This is a genomic window from Nostocoides japonicum T1-X7, from assembly GCF_001046855.1.
Taxonomy (GTDB): domain Bacteria; phylum Actinomycetota; class Actinomycetes; order Actinomycetales; family Dermatophilaceae; genus Nostocoides; species Nostocoides japonicum.
The window spans coordinates 2,271,917-2,290,282 of the sequence record NZ_HF570958.1; the positions used below are offsets into that span (position 1 = coordinate 2,271,917).

Annotated in this window: 18 protein-coding genes; 9 read left to right on the forward strand and 9 right to left on the reverse strand. The window is 71.6% G+C overall.

All coding sequences use genetic code 11. The features are described 5' to 3' along the window. Positions 1 to 334: 334 nt before the first annotated feature. The 5 genes from BN12_RS10140 to BN12_RS10160 all read right to left on the reverse strand — a co-directional run bounded on the left by BN12_RS10140 (position 335) and on the right by BN12_RS10160 (position 7,326). Complete coding sequence (locus BN12_RS10140) at positions 335 to 2,401, reverse strand: hypothetical protein (protein ID WP_048552159.1); 2,067 nt, start codon at positions 2,399 to 2,401, stop codon at positions 335 to 337. A 156-nt stretch (positions 2,402 to 2,557) separates the two neighbouring features. Then, complete coding sequence (recF, locus tag BN12_RS10145; protein ID WP_048552161.1) at positions 2,558 to 3,772, reverse strand: DNA replication/repair protein RecF; 1,215 nt, start codon at positions 3,770 to 3,772, stop codon at positions 2,558 to 2,560. A 1-nt stretch (position 3,773) separates the two neighbouring features. Further along, positions 3,774 to 4,811 carry a phosphogluconate dehydrogenase (NAD(+)-dependent, decarboxylating) gene (gene gnd / locus BN12_RS10150; RefSeq protein WP_048552162.1) on the reverse strand — a complete coding sequence of 346 codons (1,038 nt, stop codon included), beginning with the start codon at positions 4,809 to 4,811 and terminating at the stop codon, positions 3,774 to 3,776. A 74-nt stretch (positions 4,812 to 4,885) separates the two neighbouring features. After that, positions 4,886 to 6,019: a DNA polymerase III subunit beta gene (gene dnaN, locus BN12_RS10155; RefSeq protein WP_048552165.1), complete on the reverse strand. Its 1,134-nt coding sequence runs from the start codon at positions 6,017 to 6,019 to the stop codon at positions 4,886 to 4,888. Positions 6,020 to 6,606: 587 nt separating this feature from the next. After that, the gene (locus BN12_RS10160; protein ID WP_048556263.1) at positions 6,607 to 7,326 is read right to left on the reverse strand and encodes a TetR/AcrR family transcriptional regulator; all 720 of its coding nucleotides are present in this window, start codon (positions 7,324 to 7,326) and stop codon (positions 6,607 to 6,609) included. Between the two features lie 112 nt (positions 7,327 to 7,438). On the opposite strand from BN12_RS10160, the gene BN12_RS10165 reads away from it, so the two are divergent. Next, the gene (locus BN12_RS10165; protein ID WP_048552169.1) at positions 7,439 to 7,942 is read left to right on the forward strand and encodes a nitroreductase/quinone reductase family protein; all 504 of its coding nucleotides are present in this window, start codon (positions 7,439 to 7,441) and stop codon (positions 7,940 to 7,942) included. On the opposite strand, the gene dnaA is transcribed toward BN12_RS10165, so the two are convergent. Then, positions 7,923 to 9,398, reverse strand: coding sequence for a chromosomal replication initiator protein DnaA (gene dnaA, locus BN12_RS10170; protein WP_048552171.1), 1,476 nt, complete (start codon positions 9,396 to 9,398; stop codon positions 7,923 to 7,925). The two genes, BN12_RS10165 and dnaA, sit on opposite strands and share 20 nt — an antisense overlap. A 507-nt stretch (positions 9,399 to 9,905) precedes the next feature. On the opposite strand from dnaA, the gene rpmH reads away from it, so the two are divergent. From rpmH to BN12_RS10210, 8 genes are all read left to right on the forward strand, one after another. Next, on the forward strand, positions 9,906 to 10,043 hold the full coding sequence (rpmH, locus tag BN12_RS10175) for a 50S ribosomal protein L34 (protein ID WP_048556265.1): 138 nt from the start codon (positions 9,906 to 9,908) through the stop codon (positions 10,041 to 10,043). A gap of 7 nt (positions 10,044 to 10,050) precedes the next feature. Then, positions 10,051 to 10,410: a ribonuclease P protein component gene (gene rnpA, locus BN12_RS10180; RefSeq protein WP_048552173.1), complete on the forward strand. Its 360-nt coding sequence runs from the start codon at positions 10,051 to 10,053 to the stop codon at positions 10,408 to 10,410. Continuing rightward, on the forward strand, positions 10,407 to 10,706 hold the full coding sequence (gene yidD / locus BN12_RS10185) for a membrane protein insertion efficiency factor YidD (protein ID WP_327152646.1): 300 nt from the start codon (positions 10,407 to 10,409) through the stop codon (positions 10,704 to 10,706). Before rnpA ends, yidD begins: the two co-directional genes overlap by 4 nt. 82 nt (positions 10,707 to 10,788) lie before the next feature. Next, the gene (gene yidC / locus BN12_RS10190; protein ID WP_083454552.1) at positions 10,789 to 12,018 is read left to right on the forward strand and encodes a membrane protein insertase YidC; all 1,230 of its coding nucleotides are present in this window, start codon (positions 10,789 to 10,791) and stop codon (positions 12,016 to 12,018) included. A gap of 96 nt (positions 12,019 to 12,114) precedes the next feature. Continuing rightward, complete coding sequence (locus BN12_RS10195; protein ID WP_048552178.1) at positions 12,115 to 12,786, forward strand: Jag family protein; 672 nt, start codon at positions 12,115 to 12,117, stop codon at positions 12,784 to 12,786. A gap of 15 nt (positions 12,787 to 12,801) precedes the next feature. Then, entirely contained in the window at positions 12,802 to 13,455 is a 654-nt protein-coding gene (rsmG, locus tag BN12_RS10200) for a 16S rRNA (guanine(527)-N(7))-methyltransferase RsmG (protein WP_048552180.1), read from the forward strand. Between the two features lie 648 nt (positions 13,456 to 14,103). Continuing rightward, positions 14,104 to 14,937 (forward strand): ParA family protein, encoded by an 834-nt coding sequence (locus BN12_RS10205; RefSeq protein WP_235432368.1) that lies wholly within the window; start codon positions 14,104 to 14,106, stop codon positions 14,935 to 14,937. Further along, positions 14,934 to 16,178 carry a ParB/RepB/Spo0J family partition protein gene (locus BN12_RS10210; RefSeq protein ID WP_048552182.1) on the forward strand — a complete coding sequence of 415 codons (1,245 nt, stop codon included), beginning with the start codon at positions 14,934 to 14,936 and terminating at the stop codon, positions 16,176 to 16,178. Before BN12_RS10205 ends, BN12_RS10210 begins: the two co-directional genes overlap by 4 nt. Positions 16,179 to 16,274: 96 nt before the next feature. Here BN12_RS10210 and trxA read toward each other — a convergent pair whose 3' ends face one another. From trxA to BN12_RS10225, 3 genes are all read right to left on the reverse strand, one after another. Continuing rightward, complete coding sequence (trxA, locus tag BN12_RS10215; protein WP_048552184.1) at positions 16,275 to 16,610, reverse strand: thioredoxin; 336 nt, start codon at positions 16,608 to 16,610, stop codon at positions 16,275 to 16,277. 108 nt (positions 16,611 to 16,718) lie between these two features. After that, on the reverse strand, positions 16,719 to 17,810 hold the full coding sequence (trxB, locus tag BN12_RS10220) for a thioredoxin-disulfide reductase (RefSeq protein WP_083454553.1): 1,092 nt from the start codon (positions 17,808 to 17,810) through the stop codon (positions 16,719 to 16,721). A 136-nt stretch (positions 17,811 to 17,946) separates the two neighbouring features. Beyond that, the coding region (locus BN12_RS10225) for a hypothetical protein (RefSeq protein ID WP_048552186.1) at positions 17,947 to 18,366 on the reverse strand (420 nt) is incomplete at its 5' end.

The window sequence follows — 18,366 nt, forward strand, 5'->3', positions numbered from 1 at the left end:
CCCTTGGAGCGGGCCACCGCGCGGGCCCGCGCGAGCGCGCCGGCAGCCGCGTCCTGCGCGCTCTCGGGTCCCGGCGTCGCTGGGTCCTCGGTGCCGACCGGGGCATTCGGGTCGTTCCGGGGCGCGTCGCTCACGTCTCCCACCCGCTTCGGTCGCCACCTGCTGCCACCAGCAGGGTAGGACACGAACACCCGCCTGTACCCCGGAGCGCCAGGCGGGTACGGGTCTGGGGTGGTGCACAAGCCCCGATCGGGTGGCAGACCGCCACGTGCGGACCGGCCACCCGTGGTGCACAGACCCCGATCGGGTGCCAGACCGCCAGGCGGGGTGACGGTCAGCCGTCGAGGGTGACCGGGCGCCAGGTGATCTGGTCGCCGACAGCGTTGGTGTACCGCACGGCCATCCCGGCGGACGGGAGGTCCTTCGGCACGGTGAACCCGAGCGTGGCCGTCAGGCACTCCCCTTGAGCCAGCTCGGTGTCACCGAGGTACCCCGACGCGCCCGTCACCGGGCCGCCGTTCGGCGTCCCCTCGAGGGCGAAGGACGAGGGGCGCAGGTAGTTGCGGGCGGCGGTGTCCGTCCCGCCCTTCATCGTCGGTCCGCCGCCGCAGAACCGCAGCGACAGCTCCAGGACGTCCGTCGGGCCGGCGCTCCCCACCGCGACCCGGGTGACCCGCGGGGCCGACACCGTCGCCCGCGAGCCGTTGGGCAGGGTGGCCGTCCGCCCCGTCGCGACCTCGGTGATGACGGCCGGCTGCCGGAGGTCGCCGCGGGTGGCGAGGGTGGCCCACAGGACGCCGGCGACGACGAGCACGAGGACCGCGGCGGCCCCGATGAGCACCTTCCGGACCCGCCGCCGACGGCGGTCGAGGGTCTGGGAGAACCCGCCGTCCGCCTCGATCCGCAGCGCTCCCTCGGGTGGAGTGGCCGCCTCGACGACCTGGCGCAGGCTGGCGGCGCCACGCAGGAGCGACCACGGGAGGGTGATCCGGCGGTCGGCGTCGTCGACGAGCACCGAGTAGCTCGACAGGTGGTCGATCCGGGCGACGAGTCGGTCCAGGTCGAAGGGCTCCTCCCGCACGCCGAGGCGGGCTCGTCGCGACGGCGCATAGCGCAGTCGCAGGGAGGGTCCGTCGCGCAGCACCGTGAGGTACTCCGGCCGGTGCTCGCCCTGCATGCTGCCGCGGGCGCGATGCCGCGAGGAGCCCGTGGCGACGACTCCCTGTCCGGTGGACGGCGTGGGCCGCGCAGGCGGGGGATCGTCGCGGGTGAGGAGAGGGTAGGACTCCGGAGGCTCGGCTCCCGGCGGCACGCAGAGCACGACGGAGTCGGCGACCTGACCCATCGCGTCCCGTACGGACTCCACGCCGATGGCCGCCACGGACCGCCGCACGTCCTCGGGGTCGAGGAGGCGCCCCGCGGCGAGGGACTCGACGGCGGTCCGGACGGGTCCGGTCAGCACGTCGACCCGACCGGGCGTCTGCTCCACGGCGATGGCGTCGGCGACGACCTCCGACGCGAGCCCGAGGTAGGTCTCGAGCGCTCCCGCGACGAGATCCCGCTGGGGAAGGCCGTCGTCATCGTCGCCCACGGGCTGGTTCGTGCCCACGGCGACGGCCCGGCCCTCCCCGATACGGGACTCGATCCACCCGACGTCCCGTTGACCGGACCCGGACAGCAGCAGGGCCCGGTCCAGCGTCGCCGCGAGGAGCCGGACGGCGATCCCGCCGGCGACGGTCGCCGGTGCACGGGTGGCGAGCAGATGGTCGACCTGCGTCGTCTCGAGGGAGCCCGGCCGCCGCTTGCGCCAGGTCAGGCGCGGCGGCCGCAGCCGGGTCGCGGACCCGGCGAAGCAGCAGCCGACGAGGGACTCGTGGGTCACGGCGCCGAGGACCGGTGTCCCCGCGTCGGGGTGCATCGCCCGCAGCCAGGCCGTGAGACGGTCCGTCGACCCCTGGCCCGCTGGGGGGAGGTCGGCGCTGAGGGTCGCCGGGCCCGCGCCGAGGAGCACGGCGAGCTCCCGGCCCCACCTCGGGAACGGGTGACCGGTCGTCACGACCGGCTCCGGCTCGTCGATGCCGACGGGGTCGAGGAGCAGGCGCTCGAGTCGCGCCGCTGCCGCCGCGACGGCCTGCGGGCGGCCCTGCAGGACGACGAGGGTGTGGAGCAGGTCGCACGAGACGTGGACCTGGGCCTCGAGGACGCCCACACCCGGCACCTCCGAGGGGCGGGCCAGCTCACGGTGGAGCACCTGGGCCGCTTCGGCGGCGACCCCCGTGCCCGCGATCGTCTGGTCCGCGAGGCCACGGCCCAGCACGACGACGAGGCCCGCTCCGTCGGCGTCGGGTGCGGCCTCGCCAAGCAGCCAGTCGATCCCCGATCCCTCGATCCACCCCGCCACGGGGCGTGACCCTACCCGAGGGAGACCGGAGCCGGCTGGCATGGTGCACAGACCCCGATCGGGCGCCAAACCGCCACACCGGACCAGGCCGGCATGGTGCACAAGCCCCGATCGGGTGCCAGACCGCCACAGGTGGGGGACGGCGCCTGCGGCGGCTCAGGTAGGCCCAGCAGCGACGGCGCCGAGCGTCACCTCGAGGGTGCGGCCGCGCAGGGCGTCGGGGACGTCCTGCGGCACCGCCGCCGTGACGAGGACCTGCTCGCAGTCCTCCACGAGGGCCGCGAGCCGCTCCCGCCGCCCGGCGTCGAGCTCGGCGAAGACGTCGTCGAGGACGAGGACGGGGTCGTCGCCGAGGTCGTGGGCGAGGAGCCGGTAGGCCGCGAGCCGCAGCGACAAGGCGAGGCTCCAGCTCTCCCCGTGACTGGCATACCCCTTGGCCGGCAGATCCCCGAGGCGCAGGTGGACGTCGTCACGATGCGGCCCGACGAGGGAGACGCCCCGCTCGATCTCCTGGTCGCGCACCGCGGCGAGCGAGGTGAGGAGCTCCTCGCGCAGGTCGGGGATCTCGGGGACCTCGCCCTCGGCGATCGCGGCGGCAGCCGTCTCCCGCAGGGAGGAGCGGTAGGTTGCCGAGGCGGCCGTCACGCCCGCGCTGACCTGCTCGTATGCCGTCGCGAGGTGGGGTCGCAGGTCGCGCAGCAGCCGCAGCCTCGCATAGAGGAGGGACGACCCGAGATCGGCGAGCTGGGCGTCCCAGATACCGAGGGTGTGCAGCGCCTCGGCCTGGGCTGCGTCCGGCGACTCGCCCTCGGCGAGGGTCGCCGAGCGGCGCCGGGAGCCCCGGCCGCGGCGCTGGAGGACGGGGGCGGCCGACTTCAGGAGCGCGCCGCGCTGCTTGAGGACCCGGTCGTAGTCGGACCGGACACCGGCCCAGCGTGGCTGGCGGGCGACGAGGAGGTCGTCGAGGAAGCGCCGCCGCTCCGACGGGTCGCCCTTGACGAGGGCGAGATCCTCCGGGGCGAACAGGACGGTCCGCAGGGTGCCGAGGACGTCCCGCTGCCGCGCGACGGGGGCCCCGCCGAGCCGGGCGCGGTTCGCCCGGCCCGGCGTGATCTCCAGCTCGACGAGGGTCTCCCGTCCCTGGCGCACGACGACACCACGGACGACGGCACGTGGCGCGCCGAACCGGACGAGCGGAGCGTCTGTCGCGACCCGGTGGCTGCCGAGCGTCGCGAGGTACCCGACCGCCTCGACGAGGTTGGTCTTCCCCTGCCCGTTGAGGCCGAGGAACGTCGTGACGCCGGGTGTCAGGGAGAGGTCGGCGCTCGCGTACGACCGGAAGTCGGTGACCGTGAGGTGACGAACGTGCAGGTCAGCCCTCGTCCTTGCGCTGCCGGCGTCCCTTGGCGGCCGCCTTCTTGGCCGTCGTCTTCGACGTCGCCTTCTTGGCGGTCGCCTTCGACGCGGCCTTCTTCGCGGCGGGCCGCGCGGATCCCTTCGCGTTCGCCCGGCGGAGGGCCTCGCCCTCCTCGATCGTCATGACCTGGTGCCCGCCGAACTCGCCGCGGAGCGCGGCGACGGCCTGCATCGTCGGCGAGATCTGCTGACGGGAGGCGAACCGGGCGAAGAGCGAGGCGGAGATGACGGGCATCGGCACGTCGAGGGCGATGGCCTCCTCGACGGTCCACTTGCCCTCGCCGGAGTCGACCGTGTAGTCCGAGACGCCCTCGAGGGTGGGGTTCTTCTCGAGCGCGTCGACCATGAGGTCGAGCAGCCAGGACCGGACGACGGTGCCCCGGCTCCACGCCTTGAACGCGCCCGGCACGTCCTTGACGATGTCCTTGCGCTCGAGGAGCTCGTAGCCCTCGGCATACGCCGCCATGAGGCCGTACTCGATGCCGTTGTGGACCATCTTCGTGTAGTGGCCGGCGCCGACCGACCCGGCGTGGACGAAGCCCTCGTCCCGCGGGCCCTCCGGGCGGAGGGCGTCGAAGATCGGCATGGCGCGCCGGACGTTCGCCTGGGTGCCGCCGACCATGAGGCCGTAGCCGTTCTCGAGGCCCCAGATGCCGCCGGAGACACCGCAGTCGACGTAGCCGATGCCCTTGGCCTTGAGGAGCTTCTCGTTCTCGAAGTCGTCGGTGAACCGGCTGTTGCCGCCGTCGACGACGAGGTCGCCGGGGGAGAGGAGGTCGGCGAGCTCGGCGACGGTCCTGCGGGTGATCTCGCCCGCCGCGACCATCGTCCACACGACGCGGGGCGCATCGAGACGCCCGACGAGGTCCGCGAGGCTCTTCGCGTCGGACACCGCCGGGTTGATGTCATAGCCGATGACGTCGTGCCCCGCGCGGCGGATCCGCTCGCGCATGTTGCCGCCCATCTTGCCGAGACCGATCAGACCGAGCTGCATGCGCGTGCCTTTCTGACGAGGGATGACCTGCGTTTGGGTGCGTTCGCTGGCGGAAGCGTATTCCCTGCCGCGCCTCAGCTGGCGAACCGAACGGGCATGAGGACGTAGCGGTATGCCGTGTCGTTCTCTCCGTCGGCCTCCGCCTGGCCGGTGAGGACGGCCGGACGGGAGGGCTGGGTGAAGGAGAACCGGGTGTATGCCGTGCCGACGGCGCCGAGTCCGTCGAGGAGGTATCCGGGGTTGAAGGCGATCTCCAGGCCCTCGCCGGTCAGCGAGCACTCGACCGCCTCGGAGGCCTGCGCGTCGTCGCCGGTCCCGGCCTCGATGGCGACCTGCCCGTCGGCGAACGTGAGCCGGACGGGGGTGTTGCGCTCGGCGACGAGGGCGACGCGCTTGACGGCCTCGGTGAGCTCCGCCGTCGAGACGACCGCCTCGGTGTCGCTCGAGGTGGGGAAGATGCTCGACACCTTCGGGTACTCCCCGTCGAGGAGCCTGCTCGTCGTCCGACGCGACCCGGCCTCGAACCCGACGAGCCCGTCGCCACCGGCCGCGCCGCCGAGCGACAGCTCGACCGTGCCGGCGGCCCCGAGCGCCCGGGCCGTCTCGGAGAGGGTCCGGGCCGGGATGAGGGCGACATGGCTCGCGTCGCTCGTGCCGGGGTTCCACGTCAGCTCGCGCATCGCGAGCCGGTACCGGTCGGTCGCGAGGAGCGTCATCCGCTCGCCGTCGATCTCCACCCGGACCCCCGTGAGGATCGGCAGCGTGTCGCCCCGGTCGGCGGCCACCGACACCTGGGCGACCGCCTGGGTGAACCGGTCCCCTGGCACCGTCCCGCTCGGCGCCGGCGCGGTCGGGAGCGTCGGGTACTCCTCCGCGGGCATCTTCAGGAGGCTGAACCGCGAGGAGCCGCACGTGACCTGGAGCTTGTTGCCGTCGGTCGCGACGTCGATCGGCTTGGCGGGCAGGTTCCGCGAGATGTCGGCGAGCAGCCGCCCGAGGACGAGGGCCGTGCCACCCTCGGCGACGTCGGCGGGCACGGTGATCCGCGCGGACACCTCGTAGTCGAAGGCCGACAGGGTGAGGGTGCCCTCCTCGTCCGCCTCGATGAGCACACCGGCGAGGACGGGCACCGGCGGCCGCGCGGGGAGACCTCGCGCGACCCAGGTGACGGCATCCGCGAGGACGTCTCGCTCGACCCTGAACTTCACGGCATACCTGCCCTTCCCGTCCCTCGCGGGGACGGCACACCTGCGATCTTGTCGTTCGTCGTACCTGGGTGGGCGTCGCCGGAGGCTCGCATGCCCTGACGCCCGGGGGAACCGACCCTATCCGTATGCGACGCTCCGCGTGAACCCGAGCGGCGCGTTCGCTTCGGGGGCCGGGCTCGCTCGGGTCGTCATCGGGGCGGGTCGATGGGATGGTGGGACTCATCGTGGTCTTCGGCGGTGTGGATCGTGTGGACGAGGTCCGTCACCGCAGGTCAGCGGGGCTGCCCGACTGTGGACGACTCGTGGGGAGGGCTGCGGACGGCCGGCGTCGATCGGTGGACGGTCCCCGGTGTTCACCTCGTGTCCACAAGGACGTCGCCCGGGATCCACGATGCGTGCCGGGTCGTCCACAGCCGTCCACAGGTCTTGGGGATGATCGGTTGCCGGCCCGATCTCGGTGTGGCGGACTGATCCACACATCGTCCACAGGCTGTGGACGATGCCGCTCCGTCAGGCGTCGAACGGGCGGCGAACTGGTAACGAACGGGTGTCGGTCGGCGCACAGGGTGTGGACAAGGTGTGGACGGCTAGTCGGCGTCGCCGAAGAGGACCGCTGTGGCGAGGTCGGCGGTCGCGGCGAAGAGGGCGACGGGATCCGTCGCGACGTCGGGTCCGAGCTGCTCGAAGACCTCGCTCGTGACCGCTCCGTGGACGAGGTGCCAGGCGGCGAGGGCGCGCTGGAGGACGAGCGGGGTGACTCCGGTGAGGGCGACCTGCGGGTCGCGGACGAGGGTGTCGAGGGCGGCGGCACCCTCGAGCTGGGTCGCCTCGTCGAGGCCGGCGAGGTCCGGCACGGTCCGCAGGCCCGCCGCGAGGGTGAGAAGCCGCGCGTAGACGCGGGTCCCCGAGGCGTTCGTGCGGTCGGCCGGCGCCCGGTAGTCGGGGACGGGGGAGCCGAAGAGGAGGGCGTAGTCGGCCGGATGCTCCAGAGCCCAGGTCCGCAGCGTCTCGGCGATGGCGACGAACCGGGAGCGCGGGGCCGCGTCCTCGAGCGGGCCGAGCGCGGCGTCGACGGCGTCGCCGAGGTCGTCGTAGGCGTCGACGATGAGCAGGGTGAGCAGGTCGTCGCGACTCGCGACGTAGCGGTAGAGGGCCGAGGGCACCATGTCGAGGTCGCGCGCGACGGCCCGCAGCGACAGCGCCGCCGCCCCCGACTCCGCGAGGTGGCGGCGCGCGACGCGCCGGATCTCGGTCTCGATGGCGGCGCGGTTCCGGGCCCGGATGCCGGGGGCGGTGGGTGGTGTCATCGGGTCCATCCTCGCACGACGTTGCGGTCACCGGGCCGATCAGAGAACACTGTTCTTGACAGTTTCCGAGCCGACGCATACAGTGATCCATATGGAGAACAATGTTCACGCAATGACATCGAGCGCCGCGGCGTCGAACCCGACGGCTCGCGACCTCGCGACGCGCTACGTGCCGGCCGCCGGCCGCCTCGACCGCTGGACCAACGCCGTCGCCGCCTGGCTCACCCGCCATGGGCTGAGCCTCAAGGGCAGTCGCATCCTCGCGGTCCGGGGCCGGTCGAGCGGGCAGTGGCGGACGACCCCGGTCAACGTCCTCGCCCTCGGCGGCCGGCGCTACCTCGTCGCCCCGCGCGGACATACCCAGTGGGTCCGCAACCTCCGGATCGCCGGGTCCGGTGAGCTGCGGCTCGGTCGGCGCGTCGAGGCCTTCACCGCGACCGAGCTGCCCGACGCCGACAAGCTGCCGGTCCTGCGGGCCTACCTCGAGGCGTGGGGCTGGGAGGTGGGGCGCTTCTTCGAGGGCCTGACCAAGGATGCGACCGACGCGCAGCTCGCGGCGGTCGCGGCGGGTTTCCCCGTCTTCCGGATCGCCGCCGTCAGCGGGACTGCTGCTTGATCCGGTTCGTCAGCTCGGTCACCTGGTTGTAGATCGCGCGCCGCTCGGCCATCAGCTGCCGGATCTTCTTGTCGGCGTGCATGACCGTCGTGTGGTCCCGGCCTCCGAACTGCTGCCCGATCTTGGGCAGGGACAGGTCGGTGAGCTCGCGGCACAGGTACATCGCGATCTGGCGCGCCGTGACGAGGACCCGCGAGCGCGAGGCGCCCTGGAGGTCCTCGACGGTGAGGCCGAAGTAGGTCGCGGTCTGGGCCATGATCGTCGCGCTCGTGATCTGGTTCGCCCCGTCGCTCGGGATGAGGTCCTTCAGGACGATCTCGGCGAGGCTCATGTCGACGGGCTGCCGGTTGAGGCTCGCGAAGGCGGTGACCCGGATGAGGGCGCCCTCGAGCTCGCGGATGTTCGTCGAGATCCGGCTCGCGATGAACTCCAGGACGTCGTCGGGGACCGAGAGTCGCTCCTGGATCGCCTTCTTGCGGAGGATGGCGATGCGGGTCTCGAGGTCGGGAGGCTGGACGTCGGTGAGCAGACCCCACTCGAAGCGGCTGCGCATCCGCTCCTCGAAGCCGGACAGCAGCTTCGGGGGGACGTCGCTGGTGATGACGACCTGCTTGTTCGCGTTGTGGAGGGTGTTGAAGGTGTGGAAGAACTCCTCCTGGGTCTGCACCTTGCCCTGAAGGAACTGGATGTCGTCGATGAGGAGGACGTCGACGTCGCGGTAGCGGCTCTGGAAGTTGGCCGCCTTGTCGTCGCGGATGCTGTTGATGAAGTCGTTCGTGAACTCCTCGGAGTTCACGTAGCGGACCCGGACGGTCGGATAGAGGTTGCGCGCATAGTGGCCGATGGCGTGCAGGAGATGGGTCTTGCCGAGCCCGGAGTCCCCGTAGACGAAGAGCGGGTTGTATGCCTTGGCCGGCGCCTCGGCGACGGCGACGGCCGCGGCGTGGGCGAAGCGGTTGCTCGCCCCGATGACGAAGGTGTCGAAGGTGTACTTCGGGTTGAGCCGGGTGTTCTCGATGAGCTCGGGGACGGGCCGCTGCCCGGGCGTCGGACGCTGGATGTGGAAGGTGTCGACGCCGCGGGCGTCGATGACGTCCTGGGCCTCGTGGTCCTCCTCGTCGTCCACCGGTCCGATGCCGGCTCGCGGGCGCGGACCCCAGGCCTCGGCCGGGGCGCCGAGCGTCGGCTCCGCCTCGTCGGCGGCCTTGAGACCGGGGTCGACGGTGACGGCGAGGCGCAGCTCGCGGCCGGCGTGGTTGGACAGGGTCTGGGTCAGCTGCTGCCGGACCCGGGTCTCGACGAACTCCTTGGTGTAGTCGTTCGGGACGGCGATGAGGGCGGTGTCGTCGAGCAGTCCGACGAACCGGGCGAGGCTGAGGAAGGCCCTCTGCTGGATGGGCAGCCCGTCGGCGTCGAGCTCGTCGAGCGCGGTTCGCCAGACCCGGGAGTAGTCCATCTCGCCTACCGGCACCTTGTGGCCTCCACCGCTGCTCGTCGCCTCCCGGAAGCTCCCTGGTGCCCCGGCCCTGTCCTGCGTCCACACCTTTGTCCACATCCTGTGGAGAAGGGTCGATACGTCGCACCACAGACCGCGAACCATGCGGCGTGGGCGGGGGACGTGAGAGGCGACGCTAACAACACCGCCCGGGCACGAGCAACCCGAGAGGGGCCGATCCGCCCTGCTTGTGCGGGAAATTCGCCGACTCCTCGGCGTGTCGCACGATCCTGCCGGCCGACGGGTGACATAGTCCGGCCTCCGCCGCCGGGACCCGACGCCGGTTTGACCCCGGTCCCCGGGCTCCCGTACCGTGGGACGCGGCCCTGCTCATGTCTCGGCCTCTTTCGCATGCCCATGCGTCCGGTCACGCCGTGGGCTTCCGAGAGCGGCCGGCCGACAGCGGCCCACCGACCAGAGCCACCGGCGCATCGCGAGATGCCCACCCCCACCGGACGAGAGACGACCGTGAGCAAGCGTACGTTCCAGCCCAACAACCGCCACCGCGCCAAGACCCACGGGTTCCGCGTGCGGATGCGCACCCGCGCCGGCCGCGCGATCGTCGCCGCCCGTCGCCGCAAGGGCCGCACCGAGCTGTCCGCCTGAGGCTCGCATGCTGCCGTCGCGCCATCGGCTGCGGCACCGCGCTGAGTTCGCGGCGGTCATGCGAGGGACAGGTGGCGCTCGAGCGGCCTCGCGCCTCGTCGTGGTGCACGCCAAGCGGACCGACGCGCGGACGGGAGAGCCGCCGCGGGTCGGTTTCGTCGTCTCCAAGAAGGTCGGCACCGCCGTCACCCGCAACCGTGTGAAGCGACGGCTGCGAGCCCTCGTCGCCGCCCGACTGTCCGGCATTCCTGCAGGTCACGACCTCGTCGTCCGGGCCAACCCGGCCTGCTCGACGGCGTCGAGCGCCGCGCTCGGCGCGGACCTCGACCGCGTCCTGCCGGCGGCGCTGGGACGGGTCCGCCGGTGAGCGCCCCGGCGTCGCACGCGGCAGCCCGGAGCGTGGGCGCACCGTCCCGCCGGCCGTGGACGCGACGGCTCGTCGTCCTCCCCCTCGTGACCGTCATCCGGCTCTACCAGAACATCGTGTCGCCGATGCGCCCGGCGACCTGCCGGTACTACCCCTCCTGCTCGGCATACGCCGTGACCGCTCTCGAGCGGTTCGGCCTGCTCAAGGGAACCTGGCTCGCCGCCCGTCGGTTGATCCGGTGCCACCCATGGTCGTCCGGAGGGGTCGACCACGTGCCCCCCGGCCCTGACCGGTAGGGCAGCCCTCCACGATCGTGACCCGCCCGGCGACGGGCACCCAGCGGCGGCCGGCAGGTCGCCACCGAAGGACAGGACAGCAGTGGGCAACTTCATCAACACGATCCTCCAGCCGATCGAGTGGATCGTCGCGTGGATCATGTACGGCTGGCATCAGCTGTTCACGGCCATCGGGATGAACCCGGCGTCCGGCGCGACCTGGGGCCTGTCGATCGTCGGTCTCGTCATCGTCATGCGAGCGGCGATGATCCCGCTGTTCGTCAAGCAGATCCACGCCTCGCGACGGATGCAGCTCATCCAACCCGAGCTGCAGAAGATCCAGAAGAAGTACAAGGGCAAGAACGACCCCGACTCCCGTCAGGCGATGACGCAGGAGACGATGGAGGTCTACAAGCGGACGGGCACGAACCCGTTCAGCTCCTGCCTTCCGATCCTGCTCCAGTCACCGTTCTTCTTCGGCCTCTTCCGCGTCCTCAACGGCCTCGAGGCGATCGCCGACGGTCAGCGCAACCCCATCGGACCCATCACGCAGTCCGTCGCCCGGCAGGCCGAGTCCGCCTCGATCTTCGGTGCCCAGCTGTCCGACAAGTTCGTCGGGGCCGAGACCTCGAGCACGAAGATCCTCGCGGCCGTCCTCATCATCCTCATGTCGGCGTCGACCTTCACGACGCAGCGTCAGCTGATGATGAAGAACATGCCGGCGTCGGCGCTGGACAACCCCTTCGCCAAGCAGCAGAAGCTGCTCCTCTACATCATGCCGGCGTTCTTCGCGATCTCCGGCATCAACTTCCCCATCGGCGTCCTCATTTACTGGTGCGTGACGAACGTCTGGTCGATGTGTCAGCAGTTCTACGTCATCCGCCGGATGCCGGCACCCGGGTCGCCCGCGGACAAGGCGATGCGCGAGCGCCGGGAACGCAAGGGCAAGACCGTCAAGGAGATCACCGTCAAGGGCGTCGGGGCGTCGGCGGGCGACGACGGGAGCGGTCCCGGAGCATCGACCCAGGGCAAGGTGTCCGGTCAGCGGCAGCAGCCCAAGGGCAAGAAGCGCGCCAAGGCCACGGGCGGCGCCACGCCGGCAGGCCCCGACCAGGGCAGGTCTACGGAGAATGCGACCCCGCGCGATCTCGCCGGTGAGTCCTCGCCGCCCCCTGCGACGCCCAGGTCGTCCTCCTCGTCTTCGTCCTCGACCGGCGATGGGAGGGACCAGGCGCCCCGCAACGGCGCCGAGCGCCCCAAGGGCTCATCGAAGAAGCGGCGCAAGAAGGGGCCGAGCAGCCCCGGGACGACGGGTGCCCGAAGCCGAGGTTGATCCGCCTGATGGGCCGCTGACCTGCAGGTATGCGAGGTGCAGCCCTCTTGAGACCACTCCCACGGGGCCGGTGTGGCCCCTTCCGAAGGAGCAGTGATGAGCGAGACCACCCACGAACAGACGACCGAGGACGCGGTGGCGACCGAACCCGCCGCGGAGGTGGTGTCGGCCGCCGACCTCGCGGACCCGTCCACCCCGGATCCGTCCGGTTCGCCGGTCGCCGCGGTCCCGGACCTCGAGCCGGGGGACGAGTCGGACGGTGCACCTGCCCGGGCCGCTCGGGGCCGACGACTGCCGTCCCGGGAGCAGCTGGAGAAGGAGGGTGAGGTCGCGGCGGACTTCCTCGAGACGCTCCTCGACATCTGTGACCTCGACGGAGATCTCGACGTCGACATCGACGGCGACCGCGCGGCGGTCTCGATCGTCGACTCTGAGGACGGCCGTGTGCCACGGCGCCTCATCGGGCCGAACGGCAAGGTTCTCGATGCGCTACAGGAGCTGACGCGGCTGGCCGTCTACTCGAGCACCGGTGAGCGGTCTCGCCTCATCCTCGACATTGCGGGTCATCGGTCGGATCGGCGGTCCGCCCTCGTGGAGATCGCTCGCACCGCCATCGCGGCCGTCAAGGAGACGGGGGCGTCGCAAGCCCTGGAGCCGATGACCCCGTTCGAGCGGAAGATCGTCCACGACGAGGTGCTTGCCTCCGGTCTCCGGTCGGAGTCCGACGGGACGGAGCCGCAGCGCTACGTCGTCGTTCACCCCCTCTGATGTTTCACGTGAAACATGGCTGATCCCGAGGAGGCGTTCGCGCGGGTGCCGCCCTCACCACCGGCGGCCGCCGTCGCGGTCTGCGAGGCTCGGCTCCCCCTCATGGTCCGGTTCGCCGGCCTCCTCGCGGGAACGGGTGTCGACCATGGGCTCATCGGTCCGCGCGAGGTTCCCCGGTTGTGGGACCGACACCTGCTCAACTGCGCCGTTATCGAGGACGCCTTCCCGGCTGGTGCTCGAGTCCTCGACATCGGTTCCGGGGCCGGCCTTCCCGGTCTCGCGGTCGCCATCGTCCGCCCCGACCTCGAGATGGTGCTCGTCGAGCCGATGCTGCGCCGGACGACCTGGCTCGAGGCCGCGGTCGCCGAGCTGGGACTGGACAACGTCACCGTCGTGCGTGGCCGGGCGGAGGACCTCAAGGGCACGCTCATCGCACCGTGGGCCACCGCGCGTGCCGTCGCGGCCCTCGACCGCCTCGCCCGGTGGACCTTCCCACTGCTGCGCCCCGGGGGCACTCTCGTCGCGATGAAGGGCGCGACGGCCGGCCAGGAGCTGGAGACCCACACGAAGGCGCTCCGGCGGGCCGGCATGGTGTCGGCGGTGGTGACGCCGCATGGTGAGGCCGTCCTCGATCGACCGAGCCTCACCGTCGACCTCGTCCGTCGCTGAGGTTCGGCGAGGCGCGTTCGCCATCTCCCCACCTCCGGGCCCAGGCGTTCGTCCACAGGTTGATCCACAGGATTCCCGTCTAGCCATGCCCGGTTATCCACAGGATGCGTGTCCAGCCGCGTGGCGTTTGGTGGAACGGAGGTCGCTGCGATTGGATGAGTCGACCCCCTGCTCCGCTGCCTCCGAGGAGACACCGTGTCCCTGTCCGACACCACGACACGACTCCGCGTGGTCGTTGCTGGGCTCGGCTTCCCCGTGCTCCGTGGGCGTGCCACGCAGCCGCTCGGCTGGCCCCGGAGCGATCCGGACTCTCGCTTCGGTACCGCATCGCGTATCGATTCCGAGACTCGACCCGACCCTGATTCCCACACCGATCGGGGCGCCGACTCACGCAGCCTCGATGACCTGTCCTCTGGCGGTGTCGATACGCCGCTCTCCTCCGACCTGAACTCTCGCGCCGATTCCCCCGTCGCCGACGATGTTTCACGTGAAACGGCCGCTGTTTCACGTGAAACATCGTCGATAGCGAGCGACACACCGGCTGCCGGCGACACCCCGCTGGCCGACGGCATCGTCGAGACGGCTCGTCGTCGGAGCGCCCTCGCGACGGCCACCTTCCCTCGACCGGATCACACCCGGACGCTCACCGTGGCGAACCAGAAGGGTGGTGTAGGCAAGACGACAACCGCTGTGAACGTCGCGGCGGCCCTCGCTCAGGCCGGTCTGCGGGTCCTTGTCATCGACCTCGACCCGCAGGGCAATGCGAGCACCGCCCTCGGCATCGACCACCACGCGGAGATCCCGTCGGTCTATGACGTCCTCATCGACGGCGCGGCGCTCCACGACGTGATCCAGCAGTGCGCGGAGCTGCCGACGCTCCAGTGTGCTCCCGCGACGATCGACCTCGCGGGCGCCGAGATCGAGCTCGTCCCTCTCGTCGCTCGGGAGACCCGGCTCCACCGGGCCATCACCCGGCATCTCGGCGGCCTGCCGGAGGAGGAACGCCTCGACTACGTCCTCATCGACTGCCCGCCGAGCCTCGGCCTCCTCACGGTCAACGCCTTCGTCGCGGCGAACGAGGTGTTTATCCCCATCCAGTGCGAGTACTACGCCCTCGAAGGGCTGAGCCAGCTGCTGAAGAACATCGAGCTCATCAGGAACCACCTCAACCCGGACCTCCACGTGTCGACGATCCTGCTCACGATGTACGACGGCCGCACCCGGCTGTCCGCGCAGGTTGCCGACGAGGTCCGCGACCACTTCGGCCCTCAGACGCTCCGGACGACGGTCCCCCGATCGGTCCGCATCTCCGAGGCGCCGAGCCACGGCCAGACGGTCATCACCTACGATCCGTTGAGCAGTGGCGCGCTGTCCTACCTCGAGGCCGCGAGCGAGCTCGCCGAGCGGGGACGCGGCAGCGGGGCACACAACAGTGCGGCACACAACAGACCGGCGAGCGGAGCGGGAGAGCGAACGGAATGAGCGACAAGCGCAGAGCCCTCGGACGCGGACTGGGTGCGCTCATCCCCTCGACCCCTGCCGTCGGCACCCGGCCCGTCGACGTCTTCTTCCCCGAGTCGCCGGGCCGGAGCCCCGAGTCGAGGACTGCGCCTGCGCCGGAGCGGCGGCCGGACCCGTGGCCCGACCGGGATGCGGGATCCGCGACATCGACCGGTCTCGACGAGTCCGGAGCGCCGATCGCCCGCTCCGCGCCGGCCGTGACGCAGGAGGCGGACGGGGCCGACGGAGGACCGGGGGCCAATCCCGAGGGATCGGAGGCAGTTGTCGAGGGCCGGGACCGCGAGGACCCGTCCTCCGACGAGGCGGGATCCGTCGATGGTGCCCGCTCGCTCGGCACCGAGCTCCCCGACGCGACGGCCCCCGACGACGACGGCCTGGCCCCGGTTCCCGGTGCGACCTTCGCCGAGCTGACCGTCTCCGACATCCGGCCCAACCCACGCCAGCCCCGCACCGTCTTCGACGAGGACGAGATGGACGAGCTGGTCCACTCGATCCGGGAGATCGGCGTCCTCCAGCCGATCGTCGTCCGCCCGGTCTCCGGGACGGACGACGGCCCGCACTACGAGCTCATCATGGGCGAGCGGCGGTGGCGGGCCAGTGAGGGGGCGGGCCGCGAGACGATCCCCGCCATCATCAAGGACACCCACGACGACGACCTGCTGCGCGACGCCCTCCTGGAGAACCTCCACCGCGCCCAGCTCAACCCGCTGGAGGAGGCGGCGGCATACCAGCAGCTCCTCGACGACTTCGGGTGCACCCAGGAGGAGCTCGCCTCCCGCCTGGGTCGGTCCCGGCCCCAGGTGTCGAACACGCTCCGGCTGCTCCGGCTGCCTCCCCTCGTCGCCCGCCGCGTCGCCGCGGGCGTCCTGTCGGCGGGCCATGCCCGGGCGCTGCTCGCCCTCCCCGACGCGGCGGCCATGGAACGGCTCGCCCAGCGGATCGTCGCGGAGGGCCTGTCCGTCCGCAGCGTCGAGGAGATCGTCGCCCTCGGCGGCGAGGAGGAGTCCCCGGCTCGGCGGCGCCCCCGGCCCGGTGGCCGGCTGCCGCAGCTCGACGACCTCGCGGCCCGGCTCTCCGACCGGCTCGACACCCGGGTGGCCATCGCGCTCGGTCAGCGCAAGGGCCGGCTCACCGTCGAGTTCGCGTCCGTCGAGGACCTCCACCGCATCCTCGGCACGATGCACCTTCCGACGGAGGAATAGCATCGATTCCCTTGTAGCACAAGGGAATTCATCATGCATCAGCCGAGAGCGGCGCCCCTCGGGTGGAACCCGCGGGACGCCGCTCTCGAACGGAGGTCAGGAGATGAAGTCGGACAGCTCGCGGACGAGGACCGGCTTGGGCTTGGCGCCGATGATCGTCTTGACGACCTCGCCGTTCTGGAAGACGTAGAGGCTCGGGATGCTCGTGATGCCGTAGCGGGCGCTCACCCCCGGGTTCTCGTCGGTGTTCAGCTTGACGACCTTGAGCCGGTCGGCATACTGCGTCGCGATCTCCTCCACGACGGGCGCGACGGCCCGGCACGGGCCGCACCACACGGCCCAGAAGTCGACGAGGACCGGCTTGTCGCTCGTGAGGACGTCGTCCTCGAACGTCGCGTCGGTCGTCGCGATGGTGGCGGTCGTCTCGGCCATGAGAGTGTCTCCTAGCGGTCCGGATGGATGGGTGGTTGGACGGTGCGGCGGCGGGCCGGTGAATGCGTCAACGCGTGCCTCGATCGTCGTATGCCGTGCCGGACGGACTCAGCGGGCGGAGACGCTCTCGCCGGAGCCGGCCGAGACGCCGTCGAGCTCGTCGCCGGTGGGCTCGACGTCGCGGTCGGACAGGGACGCGGCGACCTCGCCGGCGATGGCGGCTGCGGACTGGGGCGTGAGGTCCTCGACCTGGTCGAGGGCCGAGAGGTACCGCTCGGCGTCGAGGGCTGCGGCACAACCGGATCCGGCGGCGGTGATGGCCTGCCGGTAGGTGTGGTCGACGAGGTCGCCGGCGGCGAACACGCCGTCGAGGTTCGTGCGCGTCGAGCGTCCCTCGACGAGGACGTAACCCTCGGGGTCGAGGTCGACGACGCCGTGGAGCAGCTCGTTCCGCGGCTCGTGGCCGATGGCGACGAACAGGCCCGTGACAGGCAGCTCCCGCGTCTCGCCGGTCACGGTGTCGCGGAGCGTGACGCCGGTGAGCTTCTCGTCACCGTGGATGGCGGCGACCTCGCTGTTCCAGGCGAAGCCGATCTTGTCGTTGGCGAATGCCCGGGCCGCCATGATCTTCGAGGCCCGCAGCTCGTCGCGGCGGTGGACGATCGTCACCGACCGGGCGAACTTGGTGAGGAAGGTGGCCTCCTCGATGGCCGAGTCGCCGCCACCGACGACGGCGATGTCCTGGTCGCGGAAGAAGAAGCCGTCGCACGTCGCGCACCACGAGACCCCATGGCCGGAGAGACGCTTCTCGTCGGAGAGGCCGAGCTCGCGGTAGGCCGAGCCCATGGCGAGGATGACCGAGCGCGCGGCATACGTCCTCCCCTCGTCGTCGGTCACCGTCTTCACCGGCCCGTCGAGCGACACCGCCTGGACGTCGTCGGTGATGATCTCGGCGCCGAACCGCTCCGCCTGCCCGCGCATCGCGAACATGAGGTCCGGGCCCTGGATGCCGTGCTCGAACCCGGGGAAGTTCTCCACCTCCGTCGTGTTCATCAGCGCGCCTCCGGCCGTCACCGCCCCCTCGAAGACGAGAGGTCGCAGGTCGGCCCGGGCGGCGTAGACCGCAGCCGTGTAGCCCGCCGGGCCCGAGCCGATGATGATGACGTCACGAAGGTCGCCGGACGGCGAGGAAGTGGTCACGGAGCACGATCCCTTGTGGTTGACGAGACGGTCGACCGCTAGATGCGGTGTCGCGGATGTCAACCGATCCTAGGGCCTGCTTGTTCCGGGGACTCCCGTGGCACGCGGGGAGCAGCCGGTATGCCGGGCCGCCGGATCAGCCGACGATGGCGGGTCCCGCGAGCAGACCCGGTGAGCCGGTCGTGCAGGACCGCTTGACGGCGTAGGCGACCGAGCCGGTGGACGTCTCGACCCGCAGGATTGCGGCCGGCTTGCCGGCGAACGTCGCGACGTCGACGACGAGGCGGGCGTCGCTCGGGACGCCGAGCGCGGTCGCGCACGCCCAGGCGCCCTTGGCCGTGCCGATCGGGCCGGTCGTCGGCGTGTCCGACGTCAACGGGTGGAGGCCGGCCGTGGCACCGAGCCGTGTGACGTCACGGCCGAGGGTCGCGGCGGTGTACGCATGACCCGAGCGGTAGACCGTCACCGCGGACGCCGACCCCATGCCAGGTGCCTCCGCACCCCCGGACGAGGGCTCGGACGGCCCGGGGCCGTCCGCCGTCGGGCCGGCGGCGGA